Source organism: Deinococcus rhizophilus (genome assembly GCF_030271215.1).
GTDB lineage: Bacteria > Deinococcota > Deinococci > Deinococcales > Deinococcaceae > Deinococcus > Deinococcus rhizophilus.
The window spans coordinates 1-14,064 of the sequence record NZ_JASNGB010000070.1 but is presented as its reverse complement, the minus strand read 5'-3'; the positions used below and the strand labels follow the sequence as shown (position 1 = coordinate 14,064).

Here is a 14,064-nt window from a genome sequence, read left to right as displayed (position 1 = left end):
CCCGCTCCTGTACAGCAAAAACCTCAACCTGTCAGGTACTGAGGTTGATTCCTACGCATCTGTTCCACTTGTGGTGCATTGCCGAGCTGCCCGCAGTACTGGGAGCGAGGCCTTGGCTGTCGCGGTGGCCTGCTCGTCAGTCCTGGCTTGGTGAAGTTGGGCCGTCGTCACAGTACCTCAATATTATTTGAGGCCAGGCTCTACGCGCTGGCCCGGGCGTAGATTCAGGGACCGCTGCTGACCTCGCTGATCGTGATCCTGGCGAGCGTGCTGGCGACGCTGATGTTCGCCAATCTCAGCGTCTACGCCTTCGCGCTGATGGACTTTCCGGGGGGGCACCTGCTGTTTGGCCTGACCTCCGCGCTGCTGCTGGCACCCGAGTTGCTGACGCTGATTCCGCTCTCCGCGCGGATCCGGGCGCTCACACTCCCGAGCAATGACCTCGCGATCATCCTGCCGACCATCGTCGCCGGGCACCCCTTTGCCATCCTGGTGATGCGGGCGGCATTCGGGGAGATTCCGCGCGACCTGCTGGAGGCCACGCGGCTCGACGGGGCCGGGCACCTCGCGCTGCCACGCCGGCTCGTGCTGCTGGCCACCCTGCCCGTACTCGTCAGCGTGGCGATCATCCGGCTGATTCCGGTGTGGAACGAGTACTTGGCTGCCCTCGCTGGTGCTCGAAGAGCGGCACCGCACCCTGCCCGTCGCGCTGGTGGCCTTTCAGGGCGGCGGGGCGGCCACGGCGGTCACGCCGAACTACGGGGCGTTGATGCCTTCCTACGTGCTGGCGGCGGTGTCACTGGTGCTGCTGTTCGCCTTCCTGATGCGCTTCTACATCAGGGGTGTGAAGGGCTGAGCGGGAAGGGGAGAGGGCGGAGAGGAGCGCGGAGCAAAGCTTCCATTGGTGTGGAAGAGGCAGTGCTGGAAGCTCCTGCTCACGCCGGAATGAGCACCACCGCCCCCCGTGCGGGAACGTCCAGCTCGCTGTTTCCACCGAGGTCGTAGGTGCGGCCACTCAGCGCGTCGCGGTACATGCCGGGCCGCACTCCGGTCAGGGGCAGCCGGACCTGCGCCTGCGCAGTGTTGAGGGCGACGTAGGCCGCCTGTTCCCCCAGTTCGCGGGTGTAGACGAGGCCCTCGCCCTCCGCGTGGGTGAAACGTAGCTCGCCCCGGCGCAGGGCGGGGGTGGCGTGGCGGGCCGCTGTGAGCCGCTGAAGCAGCTCCAGCGTCTCGCGGTCCCAGCTCTCCTTGTCTTCCCAGGGAAAGGCGCGGCGGCAGTCGGGGTCGGGGCCGCCGGGGAGGCCGATCTCGTCGCCGTAATAGATGCACGGCGCCCCGACGTAGGTCATCTGGAAGACGCTGGCGAGCCGGAAGGCTGTGGCGTCCCCGCCCGCCGCCGTCAGAAAACGGGCCGTGTCGTGCGAGTCGAGCAGGTTGAGCTGTGCCCGCACGATCTCGGGGTGGTACATCCGGGTGACCTCCCCGATGCGCCGGGCAAAGGCGGCGGCGTCCAGCGCGTCCACCCGGCCCATGCCGCTGACCTCGTTCAGCGCGTGGTCGATGGTCCGCGCCGCGAACAGGCCCAGGCAGGGGCGGGTGAAGTGGTAGTTCATCACGGCGTCGAACTGGTCGCCTTGCAGCCAGCGGTGCGCGTCGCCCCAGATTTCCCCGACGATGTAGGCGTCGGGGTTGACCGCCCTCACCCGCCGCCGGAACTCGCGCCAGAAGGCGTCGTCGTCGATCTCGTTGGGCACGTCGAGCCGCCAGCCGTCCACGCCGAAGCGGATCCAGAACTCGGCGACCGAGAGCAGGAACTCGCGCACGGCGGGGTGCGCGGTATTGAACTTTGGCAGCGCCCGGATGCCCCACCAGGCCTGATAGTTGGCGGGTCCCGCCTCGTCGTAGGCGTGCAGCGGCCAGCCGTCCACATGGAACCAGTCGCGGTAGGCGCTGGCCTCGCCCTGTTCGAGCAGGTCGTTGAACTGAAAAAAGCCCCGGCTGGCGTGGTTGAACACCCCGTCCAGCACCACCCGGATGCCCCGCGCGTGCGCCTCGTCCAACAGGTGCCGCAGCGCCTCGTTGCCGCCCAGCATGGGATCGACCTGGAAGTAGTCGTGGGTGTGGTAGCGGTGGTTCGACGCCGACTGAAACACCGGGCAGAAGTAGATCGCATTCACGCCGAGGCTCTGAATGTGATCGAGGTGCTCGGCCACGCCCCACAGGTCGCCGCCCATGTACCCGTGGATCGTGGGCGGGCTGCCCCACGGCTGGAGGTTCAGGCCCGTGACGCGCCCGCTGCGCGCGAAACGGTCGGGGAAGATCTGGTAGAAGACGGCGTCCGCGACCCACTCGGGCGTGACGGGCCATTCCGTGGTGACAGGGGAAAGTTCGGTCGGCGACATGCCGGGCCAGCATAGAGGCAAACCGTTCACCAGAGCCTGACTAACGGGGAGAGGAATCCTCGGCCCGCCGCGCCTGCAAGAAGGCCCGCGCCTCCTCCGGGGTCTGCACCTCGCCCAGCGCCTGCGCCTCCGCGACCGCCCGCAGCGCCTCCCCGACGGCGGGACCGGGGGAGAGGTGCAGCAGCCCCATCACGGCTTCGCCCGTCAGCAGGGGCCGGGGGGCCCGGGGCTGTTCCTCCAGGGCGGCCAGCACCCGCTCGAACGCCCGGGCGTAGGCGTGCCGGATGGCCGGGTGGCTGTCAGGGCCGCGCGAGGCTTCGCGGTCGGCCAGCATCAGCCGCAGCAACTCCGGCAGCAGCGGGCGGCGGCGGTGCACGAAGCGCCGGGCCTCGCGCTCATTGGCGGGAAGCTGCGCCATGTGCGCCCGCACCAGCGCCCCCGCCCGGTCCACCGTGGCCGACGGCAGCCGCAGCCGCGTCAGCATCTCGCGGGCCAGCTCGGCGCCTGCCCGGTCGTGCCCGTAAAAGGTGGTGCGGCCCGAGCGCGGATTGGTGCCCCGCGTGCGCGGCTTGCCCACGTCGTGCAACAGGGTCGCCCAGCGCAGCGGCAGGTCAGCGTCCGGAAAGCGGGTCAGGAGCTGGTGCAGCGCCTCGACCCCGTGGTGAAACACGTCGAGGTGGTGAAAGCCGCCCTGCACCATCCCCAGCCCCTCACGCAGTTCGGGCAGGGTCAGGGCCAGCAGCCCCAGGTCCTCCAGCCGCAGGATGCCCCGCGCCGCGTCCGGGTGGCCGAGCAGGGCCTCCAGCTCGTCCCGGACGCGCTCGGCGGCGGGAAGGGGCAGCGTCCCAGCGCCGAGGTCAGCGGCCACCCGCTGCACGGCGGCCTCGGTGCCTCTCTCCAGCCGGAACCCCAGCGTGACCTCGAAACGCACCGCCCGCCACGCCCGCAGGGGATCGGCGCGGAGGTTCGCCTCCGAGACCATCCGCAGCCGCCGGGAGCGCAGGTCGGCCTGCCCGCCGCTGGGGTCGATCACCCGCCGCTCCGGGGTCAGCGCCAGCGCATTCACTGTGAAGTCGCGCCGCAAGAGGTCGTCCACCAGGTGGCCCGGCAGCGGTACGAAGTCGTGCTGCACGCCGCCGGGGGCATGGACCCGCCAGTAGCTGCGTTCCAGGTCAAGCGCAAAGGCGGAGCCGCCCACCGACCCAGCGAGCGTCCCGGCGGCCCCGGCAGGGTCGGGGACCACCCAGTCGAAGTCCCCCGGCGCCACGCTGCGCAGCCAGTCGCGCACAGCTCCTCCCACCAGCAGGGCGCCGGGCGGAAAGGGGGGCAGGGGTGGGCGGCGGCGAACCATGGGGACCATGCTAGCGGGCGCTTGTCCTGGCGGGCGCACTCTGCTACCTTGAACGGCGCTGAGGGGGCTTAGCTCAGCGGGAGAGCATCCGCTTTGCAAGCGGAGGGTCAAGAGTTCGAATCTCTTAGCCTCCACCACCAGGAACAGGACGCCGTTTTGACTCGGCGTCCTGTTCTTTCGCGGCCCCTCAGTGCAGCGGCACGTGCCCCGGAAACCCGATCACCCAGTCCAGCAGGTCACCCACCATCGCCGACGCGGTGACCATCCCGCCCGCCCCGCCCCCGGCGAAGATCAGCGGGCCGCATTCCTCGCCCTCGTAGACCAGCGCGTTGCGGCTGGCGCCCTCGTTGCACAGGGGATGGGTCACTGGCAGGCGCTGGGGCGAGACGTGGGCGTGCCAGCCGTCCCCGTCGGGGCGCAGTTCGGCCACCAGCTTGATGCGCTGCCCGGCCGCCTTCGCCTCCTGCACGTCCTCCAGCGTCACGTCCTCGATGCCCTGGGTCTCCACCGCCGAATACGGAAAGTCCCCGTGGGCGCAGAAGCGGGCCAGCACGGTCAGCTTGTGGGCGGTGTCGAAGCCGCCAATATCCAGTGTGGGCGGGTCCTCAGCATAGCCCAGGGCCTGCGCCTGCGCGAGGGCCTCGGCGTAGGGCTTCCCGGCCTCCATCTGCGAGAGGACGTAGTTGCAGGTCCCGTTCAGCACGGCCTGGAGACGGGTGAAGGTGCTCGCCCGCAGCACCGTACTCATCGGGCCGATCACGGGCGTTCCGGCCATCACCGCCGCCTCGTAGTACAGCCGCCCGGCGAGGGCGTGCCCCTGCAGCTCGTCCCAGCGCTCGGCCAGCAGCGCCTTGTTCGCGGTGATCACGGGCCGCCCGCTGCGGAGGTAGGGCGCGAGCAGCGCCAGCGGCGCCTCGATGCCGCCCAGCGCCTCGATCACGACCGCGCACTCCTGAAGGAAGGCGGGGTCGTCGCGCAGTGGGGTTCCCGGCGGCACGTCCCGCTCGCGGTTCAGGTCGCGTACCAGCACGCCCGCGACCTCGACCTCCACGCCCATGCTGGCGAAAATGTCACGCCGCCGCTCCAGCAAGCGCAGCACGTTCTGGCCCACCGTCCCGCAGCCCAGCAGTCCCACTGTCACCGTTCGCCGCACTTCCGATTCCCCCGCTCGCGATTGCATGGGCCGACTGTAGCGTTCCCCCCAGGCGCGGGGCCTGGTGTCCGCCTTCCGGTCGGCTGCGGGGGCGGACAGTAGACTGACCCCATGAAGCCTGTGTCTACCCCTGTTCCGACCCCCGCCGGGCCGCCGTGGTAAGCGGTGCCCAGGGAGGCCGCCTGGAGGAACTGGCGGCCGAGTTCTCCCATATCGAGCGGGCGATGGGCGACCCGGCGGTCCTGGCCAATCCCGCCGAGTACACCCGCCTGACCCGCCGCCACCGCGAACTGACCCCGGTCGTGGCCCTGCACCGCGAGCGGGCGGAGGTGGTCGGGGCGCTCGCCCAGGCCCGCGAGCTGCTGGCCGATCCCGAACTGCGCGAACTCGCCGCCGGGGAGGTCGAGAGCCTCTCGGCACGGCTGACCGAGCTGGACGCCGAGCTGGAGGTCCTGCTGCTCCCCACCGACCCCGACGACGCCCGCGACGTGATCCTGGAGCTGCGGGCCGGGGCCGGGGGTGCGGAGGCGGGCCTCTTCGCGGTGGACCTCTTGCGGATGTACACCCGCTACGCCGAGGGCGCGGGCCTGAAGTTGAACGTGCTGGAGGCCTCCGAGAGCGACCTCGGCGGGGCGAGCCGGGTGGTCGCGGAGGTCACCGGGGAGTTCGCCTTTCGCGCCCTCAAGTGGGAGCGTGGCGTCCACCGCGTGCAGCGCGTCCCCGCCACCGAGTCGCAGGGCCGCATCCATACCAGCACCGTGACGGTGGCGGTGCTCCCGCAGGTCGAGGCCAGCGAGGTTCACCTCGACCTCTCGGAGGTCCGCATCGACGTGTTCCGCTCGCAGGGGGCGGGCGGGCAGGGCGTGAACACCACCGACTCGGCGGTGCGGGCGGTGTACCGCGCCGGGACGCCCGACGAGATCATGGTGGTCTGTCAGGACGGCCGCTCGCAGATCAAGAACCGCGAGAAGGCGCTGCAAGTGCTCGCCGCCCGCCTCGCCGAGCGCGAACGGGCTGCCCGCGAGGCCGAGGAGCGCCAGACCCGCGCCGCGCAGGTGGGCACGGGCGAACGCTCCGAGAAGATCCGCACCTACAACTACCCGCAAAACCGCGTCACCGACCACCGCCTGGAGGGGGAGGTCAAGAATTTCGCCCTCGACAGCGTGGTCGCGGGGGGGCTGGCCCCGGTCGTGGCGGCCCTCGCCCGGCAGGAGCGCGAGCGGCAGCTGCTCGACCTCGCGGAGGCCCCCGATGGCGCGGCGTGACCTGCTCGTCGCCGCCGGGGTGCTGCGCGACCGCTTCGGGCGGGTGCTGCTCGTCGGCAACGACTGGCAGGGCCTGGGTCGGGTGCGCCACACCCTGCCCGGCGGCGTGGTCGAACCCGGCGAGACGCTGCTGGAAGCCCTCTACCGCGAGATCGTGGAGGAGACGGGCCTGAAGCTCACCGGGATCAAGCACATGGTCTACACGGTCCATATCGAGGACGAACGCCGGGGCGAGCGGGCCATCGCGGTCGCGTTCGAGGCCACCTGGGAGGGGCTGCTCAATCCCGCCGACCCCGACGGCTTCATCGTGGAGGCCCGCTTCTGCACCCCCGACGAGGCGATGGACCTGCTGGAATCCCCGCCCATGCGCGAGCCGCTGCTGGACTACCTCCGCACGGGCGAGCCGGGCCGCTTCTACGCCTTCAAGGGCTGGGACGGGCGCGGCGGGCTGCGGGTGCCGCCCCTCAAGGCCGAGTCCTCGCGGTGAGCGCCGGGCCGGGCGTGTGGGGCGACCCCCTGCCGGGGCGCGTCCTGATCACGGGCATGTCGGGCACCGGCAAGTCGTCGGTGATCCGCGAACTCGCCCGGCGCGGCTTCCGGGCCGTGGACACCGACACGGACGGGTGGTCGGAGTGGACGACCGACGCCGAGGGGCAGCCTGACTGGGTGTGGCGAGAGGCGCCCATGCGCGACTTGCTCGCTGAGGAAGCCCGGCCGCTGTTCGTATGCGGCTGCAAGTCCAACCAGGGCGCCTTGTACGGGGGCTTCGACCGGGTGGTTCTCCTCAGCGCCCCCGCTGACGTGTTGCTGGCCCGTGTTCAGGCCCGCACCGACAACCCCTACGGGCAGACTCCCGGGGAACGGGCGCTGATCCTTCACCACCTGGAGACGGTGGAGCCCCTGCTGCGGGCCGGGGCCGATCTGGAACTGGATTCGGGTCGCCTGTCAGTCGCGGCGCTGGCCGACGCGCTGGAAGCCCTGGCGACGGCCCGCGAAGGTTGAGCAGGATTTACACTGCCCCGCGTGACCGAGCCCCTGCACCTCACCGCCGCGCCGGGCCGCCTCGACGCGGTGCTCGCCGACCTGACCGGGGTCAGCCGCTCGCAGGTCGCCGGGTGGATCGCGGGCGGACATGTGGCGGTGGCGGGCCTGCCCGCGACCAAGGCCAGCCTGAAACTCAGGGGCGGCGAGGCCCTGACCGTGCGGCCGCCCCCGCCCCCCGACGCGACCGTCGCTCCCGAACAGGTCCCCCTCGACGTGCTGTACGAGGACGAGCACCTGATCGCCGTGAACAAGCCGCCCGGCATGGTGACCCACCCCGCGCCCGGCGTGACCACGGGCACGCTGGTCAATGCCCTGCTGGGCCGCCTGACCCTGCCCCAGCAGCCCGGCGCCGAGGGACCGGACGGCTACCGCCCCGGCATCGTGCACCGGCTGGACCGGGACACCAGCGGCGTGATCGTGGTCGCCAAGACGGTGGAGGCCCACGCCCGGCTGGCAGGAGCCTTCAAGGACCGTGACACCCGCAAGACGTACCTGGCGATTGCCGCTGGAGCGTGGCGGGCAGAGGGGCCGGTGCACGTGGATGCGCCCATCGGCCGCCACCCCACCGCCCGGCAGCGCATGACGGTGGGCGGGGCCAACCCCCGAGAGGCGCAGACCCGCTTCACCCCGCTGGAGGCGCACCCGGACGGGCACGGGCGCACGCTCGCGCTGGTGCGGGCCCAGCCGCGCACGGGCCGCACCCACCAGATTCGCGTCCACCTCGCGCACCTCGGCAGCCCGATTCTGGGGGACGCGGTGTACGGCCGCGAGAGTGCCGTGATGCCCCGCCACGCCCTGCACGCCCACTTCCTGACCCTGCCCCACCCCGCGACCGGCCGGGCGCTCCACCTCCACGCGCCTGTCCCCGACGACCTGCTCTCGGCATGGGTGGCGCTGGGGGGAAGCATTCCGGCAGCGTTGGAGGAAGCGCCCCAGTCGCCCCAGTAAAGCTGCCCCAGTAGGCCGCGCCCCGACCTCCCGCCGCCGCTCACTCCCCGCTTGCATTCTCACGGCGTACCGTGTACACTTTCTTTTCGTGCGCCGACCAGGATACCACTGGCGGCTGGAGAGGACCCCCACCAGGACGAGCTTTCAGGGTTGAAGGCGTTTGTAGTTCTCAGGGGCACTTTCCCGAAAGGACTACAAATGAACTTTGATCAACTGATCGCGCCCGAACTCGCGGCGCGTCTCGCCGAGCGCGGCATCACCGAAGCCACCCCCATCCAGGTCGAGGCCCTGCCTCTGGCCCTGAACGGCAAGGACCTGATCGGCCGCGCCCGCACCGGCACCGGCAAGACGCTGGCCTACGCGCTGCCCATCATCCAGAACCTCGAACCCAGCCGGGAGCGTGCCCGGGCGCCCCGCGCCATCGTGGTGGCCCCGACGCGCGAACTCGCCAAGCAGGTCGCCGACGAGTTCTCCAAGAGCGGCGTGGGCCTCACCACCGTCACCGTGTACGGCGGCGCGGCCTATAGCCCGCAGGAAAATGCCCTGCGCCGGGGCGTCGACGTGGTCGTGGGCACCCCCGGCCGACTGATCGACCACCTCGAGCGCGGCAACCTCGACCTCGCGGCCGTGCAGTACGCGGTGCTCGACGAGGCCGACGAGATGCTCAGCGTGGGCTTTGCCGACGCCATCGAGACGATCCTGCAAAAGACGCCCGACGAGCGCCAGACGCTGCTGTTCAGCGCCACGCTGAACGACGACATCCGCCGCCTGTCGCGCAAGTACCTGCGTGAGCCGGTGATCGTGGACATGGTGGGCGAGGGCAAGAGCCAGGCCGCCCAGACCGTCGAGCACCTCAAGGTCAAGGTGGGCCGCACCCGCACCCGCGTGCTGGCCGACCTGCTGACCGTCTACAACCCCGAGAAGGCCATCGTCTTTACCCGCACCAAGCGCGAGGCCGACGAGCTGGCCAACGAGCTGATCCACCGTGGGCTGGAGGCCGAGGCGCTGCACGGCGACCTCGCCCAGACGCAGCGCGAGCGGGCGCTGGGGGCCTTCCGCTCCGGGCGCGTGGGCGTGCTGGTGGCGACCGACGTGGCCGCGCGTGGCCTCGACATCCCCGAGGTCGACCTGGTGGTGCAGTACCACCTGCCCCAGGACCACGAGAGCTACATTCACCGCTCGGGCCGCACCGGCCGCGCGGGACGTACCGGCACCGCCATCGTGATGTACGGCGACCGTGACAACCGCGAGATGCGCAACCTCGAGTACCGCACGGGCGTGCAGTTCCGCGAGCGGCCGCTGCCCACCCCCCGCGAGGTGCAGGAGGCCAGTGCCCGCGCGAGCGCCGAGATGGTGCGCCGGGTGGACTCGGGCGTCGCCGGGACCTTCCAGGCCGAAGCCGAGCGCCTGTTCAGTGAGTTGGGCCTGGAAGCGCTGGCCCGGGCGCTGGCCAAGATCAGTGGCGTGACCGAGCCTGCCAAGGCCGCCAGCCTGCTGAGCGGGGAAGAAGGCCTGACCACCGTCGTCCTGCACGGCGAGCGCCTCAGCGTGCCGCGCACGGTGGCACTGCTGGCGCGGGGCAGCGACCTCGACACCCGCCGTCTGGGCAAGGTCCGGCAGTGGCGCGGCGGCACCGTCGCGGACGTGCCCAGCGAGTTCATCGCCAAGCTGATCGCCGCTTCCCCGCTGGAAGGCGAGGTGCAGATCGAGGTCGCTCAGGAGCTGCCCGAGCTGTTCGAGGCCCCTGCCCGCGAGGGCCGTCAGGGGGGCAACTACAGCGGCGGCCGGGGCTACCGCGACCGCGACGAGGGCGGCTCGCGTGGCGGACGCGGCGGCGGCTACCAGGGCCAGGGCGGTGGACGCGGCGGCTATCAGGGCGGCGGCAACCGGGGCGGCGGTCAGGGCCGCTGGGACCGGGATACCCGGGGCGGCGACCGTGGCGAGGCCCGCCGCGAGGACTTCGCCGACCGCGAGTTCGTGCCTGCCGGGCGCTGAGCCAGACCCAAGAGCAACCCCCTGCCTGTGATGGGCGGGGGGTTTTGTCATGACGTTGTCTTGTCGAGCAGGCCGCAGGGCACCTTGTCCTGCCGCCCCACGGTCTAGCCTCGAGGGATGAAGCGTTCGCCTTTCGCCTTCCTGGCAGCCTTTTTCGCTCTCGCCCTGATCACGGTGGTCCTCGGCCTGTGGCAGGTGGACTGGAAGGTGGAGGCGGTGCCGCTGTGGTTCTGGGGGATTCCAGTGCTGGCAGGGATATTCGGCGTTCTCAGTGGCCGGCTGATGAAACGGGCCACACCCCAGCGTCCCCTGCGTGAGAGGACCCTCCTCATCGGGGCTGGCTGGGGCCTCCCCACGGCCACGATGGTTCTTGGAACCAGTCTGGTGAATGAACCCGTGACGCCTGTGCGCCTCACCCTACAGGTGCTGTTATGGGCCTTGATGTCGCTGGGCTACGGCCGGATCATGGCCGGACTCCGGCGCCCGGTCTGACTTTTACCTTCACGTCTCGCGCCTGTACACCAGCAGGTCGCCCGGCTGACACTCCAGCACCTCGCAGATCGCCTCCAGCGTGCTGAAGCGCACCGCCCGCGCCTTACCCGTCTTCAGGATGCTGAGGTTGGCGAGGGTGATGCCCACCCGCTCGGAGAGTTCGGAGAGGGTCATGCCGCGCTCGCGCAGCCGCTCGTCGAGCCGTATTTCGATGGGCATCAGACGGTCAGTGCGTCGTCTTGAATGAGGATATTCACCTCGCGCAGCACGGCGGCGAGGGCGAGGAGGCCCAGGCCGGGGAGGAGGGCGAGCACTGTGCCCACGCCTCCGACCAGGGCCAGCGTTGCGGCAGGCACGGACGGGCGTTCCGGCTCCAGCAGGCCCCACAGCAGTGAGAGCAACGCCTGTCCCACCAGCACCCAGCCCGCCCAGGTCAGGGCACGGGCCGTGTCGGGCAGGCTCCTCGCCCGCGCCGCCCACCACAGCAGCGCCAGGGCCGGGAGCGTCAGGGCGACCGACCCGGCCTCACTGCGCCAGTCCAGCTCGGCCCCGGACTGCCACGCGAGCGCCGTCCCCAGGGCCACGGCCAGGGGCGCAGCCAGACACAGCCATTCCAACCACCGCAACGCCGACGCTGCCATCACATCACCTTTCATCACACCACCTCGCGGGCGCGGTCGCGCAGGCGTCGGCCCTCGTCCAGCCACCCACTCAGCCCCATCAGCAGGAGGGGGAGGGCGAGTCCCAGCAGCGTGGATAGCAGGGAAGAGGGTGTCCAGAGGGTTGCTACTGCGTCCAGGCCGAGCCACGGCAGCATCAGCAGGAGCAGCAGTGCAGCGACCCCCGCGAGCAGCAGCCACTGTCCGCCCTGGCGCACCTGTTCGGCCACTTCGCCGTCAAGCGGTCCGGCCACGCCTGCCTGATGCAGCGCCGCCCGCAGATGCCCCAGCCCCTGGGCGAACATCAGGCTCAGCAGCAGGCCCACCAGCATCACCCCCACCCCTGCTCCCGGAGTGTTGAAAAGCGCCAGCAGCACCAACAGTCCCGCAAACGCGGCCCCCAGCCACGCCAGCCCCCAGGCCAGTCCCACTCCCGATCCCAGCAGACGAAGAAGCACAGACAGCCGCATAGAGACCTCCCAGCACGAGTTTATCGAGAAGCGATATTATCGTTTCTCAATATGCAGGCCAGGGCGAGGGCTGTCAAGCGGGTCCGGGCTTCACTCCCACTCGATCGTCGCGGGGGGCTTCCCGGTGATGTCGTACACCACGCGATTGACCTCGTGGACCTGGTTCACGATGCGGCTACTCATGGTCGCCAGGAAGTCGTAGGGCAGCCGCGCCCACTCCGCCGTCATGAAGTCGTCGGTGGTCACGGCCCGCAGCGCCGCCGTGTAGGAGTAGGTGCGCCCGTCGCCCATCACGCCGACCGACTGGATGGGGGTCAGCACCGCGAGCGCCTGCGAGCAGCCGTCATAGAGGCCGAACTCGCGCAGCCCCGAGATGAAGATGTCGTCCACCCGCCGCAGGATGTCGAGCTTCTCCTCACTGATCGCCCCCAGGCAGCGGATGGCGAGGCCGGGGCCGGGGAAGGGGTGGCGCATGCGGATGTGGTCGGGGAGGCCCAGCAACTTCGCTATCTCGCGCACCTCGTCCTTGAACAGCGTGCGGAACGGCTCGACGAGCTGGAAGGCGAGGTCGTCGGGCAGGCCGCCCACGTTGTGGTGGCTCTTGATGTTGGCCGCGCCCGACTTGTCCCCGTGCCCGCCCCCCGCCGACTCGATCACGTCGGGGTAGAGGGTGCCCTGCGCCAGAAAGTCGAAGGGGCCGTACTCGCGGGCCTCGCGCTCGAAGGCCCGGATGAACTCGCGGCCGATGATCTTGCGCTTCTCCTCGGGGTCGGAGACGCCCGCCAGCGCCCCCATGAACTCGGCGCGGGCGTCCACGGTCACGAGGTTGACGCCCAGCGGCCTCAGCGCGGCCTCCACCTGTTCGCGTTCGCCGAGGCGCAGCAGCCCGTGGTCGATAAAGACGGCGGTGAGGCGCTCCCCGACCGCCCGCGCGAGCAGCAGCCCCAGCGTGGAGGAATCCACCCCACCGCTGATGGCGAGCAGCACCCGGCCCTCCTCGCCCACCTGCGCCCGCACGCCCCCGATCAGGTCGTCGATGATGTGCTCGGCGTTCCAATCGCGGGCCACCCCGCAGATGTCCAGAAAGTTGGCGAGCAGTTGCCCACCCTTGGGCGTGTGGACGACCTCCGGGTGAAACTGCACCCCGTAGCGCCGGGTAAGCGGGTTCTCGATGGCGGCGACGGGGGTGTCGGCGGTCTCGGCCACCACCTCGTAGCCTTCCGGCAGCCGGGTCACCGAGTCGGCGTGGCTCATCCAGGCGACGAACTCGCCCTGGATTCCGGCGAAGAGTTGCCCGCCGTAGCGGGTCAGGTCGGCCTTGCCGTACTCGTGTTTGCCCGCCCGCGCGACCTCGCCGCCCGCCTCCTGCGCGAGAAACTGCATGCCGTAGCACAGCCCCAGCACGGGCACGTCCAGTTCCAGCACGCCGGGCGCGGGGCGCGGCGCTGCGGGGTCGTAGACGCTGCTGGGGCCGCCCGACAGCACGATCCCCTGGGGGTTTTCCTGCGCGATGCGCTCCAGGCTGGCCGTGCCCGGCAGGATCACGCTGTAGGTGCCCAACTCGCGCAGGCGCCGCGCGATCAGTCGGGTGAACTGGCTGCCGAAGTCCAGAATGACGAGGCTCACGGGCGTGATTGTGGCACAGCGCCCGCTGGGGCGGGGAAGCGGTGTCCAGCCACGCCGTCCTGCCGCTCGCGGCCCCTCNCGAAGTCCAGAATGACGAGGCTCACGGGCGTGATTGTGGCACAGCGCCCGCTGGGGCGGGGAAGCGGTGTCCAGCCACGCCGTCCTGCCGCTCGCGGCCCCTCAGCCCTAGAGCATTGGACAGAATGACGGCCCCCGGGGAAGGGCGCCCCAGGTGCCTCCCCGAATGCCCAATGCTCTTCTTCAATTCGCTCGCTCTGCTGCGCAGCTTTGCAAGTCCGCTCGGCCAACGAATGCGGAAACCCACCGCCTTCTTATGGCAAATGCTCTAGGGCGCGAGGTCGACCGTCACCGGCACCGCGCTGGGGGCCGTCACGGTGACCTGGGCGGGAGCGTAGCCGTCGGCGGCCACCCGCAGGACGTACTCTCCGGGGGTGGGCAGGGTCACGGCGCCGGGAGCGGTGCCGACCTCGTGGCCCGCCTTCAGGTTCGCTCCGGTCGGCGCCCGCACCACGCTGAGGCGCACCGGACCGGGGGCCTCGCCCTGCACGGCGAAGGTGAGGGTGCAGCAGGCGGGCGCGGAATCCGCCGCCCCGGTCGAGGTCGCCGCGTCCGCCCCGCTGCCGGAGCGCGACAGCAGC

At 70.9% G+C, this 14,064-nt stretch carries 15 protein-coding genes and 1 tRNA gene; 8 read left to right on the top strand and 8 right to left on the bottom strand.

The window, feature by feature from the left end:
• Positions 1-252 precede the first annotated feature (252 nt).
• Positions 253-1,005 carry an ABC transporter permease subunit gene (locus tag QOL99_RS08975; RefSeq protein WP_285523134.1) on the top strand — a complete coding sequence of 251 codons (753 nt, stop codon included), beginning with the start codon at positions 253-255 and terminating at the stop codon, positions 1,003-1,005.
• Here the strand turns inward: QOL99_RS08975 and QOL99_RS08970 are convergent.
• Positions 936-2,402 (bottom strand): glycoside hydrolase family 13 protein, encoded by a 1,467-nt coding sequence (locus tag QOL99_RS08970; RefSeq protein ID WP_285523132.1) that lies wholly within the window; start codon positions 2,400-2,402, stop codon positions 936-938. The two genes, QOL99_RS08975 and QOL99_RS08970, sit on opposite strands and share 70 nt — an antisense overlap.
• A 40-nt stretch (positions 2,403-2,442) precedes the next feature.
• On the bottom strand, positions 2,443-3,753 hold the full coding sequence (locus QOL99_RS08965; protein WP_285523131.1) for a CCA tRNA nucleotidyltransferase: 1,311 nt from the start codon (positions 3,751-3,753) through the stop codon (positions 2,443-2,445).
• A 62-nt stretch (positions 3,754-3,815) separates the two neighbouring features.
• Between QOL99_RS08965 and QOL99_RS08960 the strand changes: the two genes are divergently transcribed.
• Positions 3,816-3,890, top strand: a tRNA-Ala gene (locus tag QOL99_RS08960).
• A 50-nt stretch (positions 3,891-3,940) separates the two neighbouring features.
• Here the strand turns inward: QOL99_RS08960 and QOL99_RS08955 are convergent.
• Positions 3,941-4,933: a homoserine dehydrogenase gene (locus QOL99_RS08955; RefSeq protein WP_285523130.1), complete on the bottom strand. Its 993-nt coding sequence runs from the start codon at positions 4,931-4,933 to the stop codon at positions 3,941-3,943.
• A 128-nt stretch (positions 4,934-5,061) separates the two neighbouring features.
• Here QOL99_RS08955 and prfA point away from each other — a divergent pair, with 128 nt between their 5' ends.
• The 6 genes from prfA to QOL99_RS08925 all read left to right on the top strand — a co-directional run bounded on the left by prfA (position 5,062) and on the right by QOL99_RS08925 (position 10,650).
• Positions 5,062-6,171: a peptide chain release factor 1 gene (gene prfA, locus QOL99_RS08950; RefSeq protein ID WP_285523128.1), complete on the top strand. Its 1,110-nt coding sequence runs from the start codon at positions 5,062-5,064 to the stop codon at positions 6,169-6,171.
• Positions 6,158-6,658 (top strand): NUDIX hydrolase, encoded by a 501-nt coding sequence (locus QOL99_RS08945; protein ID WP_285523126.1) that lies wholly within the window; start codon positions 6,158-6,160, stop codon positions 6,656-6,658. The genes prfA and QOL99_RS08945 overlap by 14 nt, the downstream gene beginning before the upstream one ends.
• The gene (locus QOL99_RS08940; RefSeq protein WP_285523125.1) at positions 6,655-7,173 is read left to right on the top strand and encodes an AAA family ATPase; all 519 of its coding nucleotides are present in this window, start codon (positions 6,655-6,657) and stop codon (positions 7,171-7,173) included. Before QOL99_RS08945 ends, QOL99_RS08940 begins: the two co-directional genes overlap by 4 nt.
• A 12-nt stretch (positions 7,174-7,185) precedes the next feature.
• Entirely contained in the window at positions 7,186-8,163 is a 978-nt protein-coding gene (locus QOL99_RS08935; RefSeq protein ID WP_285523136.1) for an RluA family pseudouridine synthase, read from the top strand.
• Positions 8,164-8,361: 198 nt separating this feature from the next.
• Entirely contained in the window at positions 8,362-10,158 is a 1,797-nt protein-coding gene (locus QOL99_RS08930; RefSeq protein WP_285523124.1) for a DEAD/DEAH box helicase, read from the top strand.
• Between the two features lie 117 nt (positions 10,159-10,275).
• Positions 10,276-10,650 (top strand): hypothetical protein, encoded by a 375-nt coding sequence (locus QOL99_RS08925; protein ID WP_285523123.1) that lies wholly within the window; start codon positions 10,276-10,278, stop codon positions 10,648-10,650.
• Between the two features lie 9 nt (positions 10,651-10,659).
• On the opposite strand, the gene QOL99_RS08920 is transcribed toward QOL99_RS08925, so the two are convergent.
• The 5 genes from QOL99_RS08920 to QOL99_RS08900 all read right to left on the bottom strand — a co-directional run.
• Positions 10,660-10,869 (bottom strand): helix-turn-helix domain-containing protein, encoded by a 210-nt coding sequence (locus QOL99_RS08920; protein WP_285523121.1) that lies wholly within the window; start codon positions 10,867-10,869, stop codon positions 10,660-10,662.
• On the bottom strand, positions 10,869-11,306 hold the full coding sequence (locus tag QOL99_RS08915; RefSeq protein WP_285523120.1) for a hypothetical protein: 438 nt from the start codon (positions 11,304-11,306) through the stop codon (positions 10,869-10,871). The genes QOL99_RS08920 and QOL99_RS08915 overlap by 1 nt, the downstream gene beginning before the upstream one ends.
• Positions 11,306-11,767 (bottom strand): hypothetical protein, encoded by a 462-nt coding sequence (locus tag QOL99_RS08910; protein ID WP_285523119.1) that lies wholly within the window; start codon positions 11,765-11,767, stop codon positions 11,306-11,308. Before QOL99_RS08910 ends, QOL99_RS08915 begins: the two co-directional genes overlap by 1 nt.
• A gap of 102 nt (positions 11,768-11,869) precedes the next feature.
• Positions 11,870-13,405: a glutamine-hydrolyzing GMP synthase gene (gene guaA / locus QOL99_RS08905; protein WP_285523117.1), complete on the bottom strand. Its 1,536-nt coding sequence runs from the start codon at positions 13,403-13,405 to the stop codon at positions 11,870-11,872.
• Positions 13,406-13,751: 346 nt separating this feature from the next.
• Positions 13,752-14,064, bottom strand: a 313-nt coding sequence (locus QOL99_RS08900) for a PEGA domain-containing protein (RefSeq protein WP_285523115.1), incomplete at its 5' end; no start/stop codon positions are given.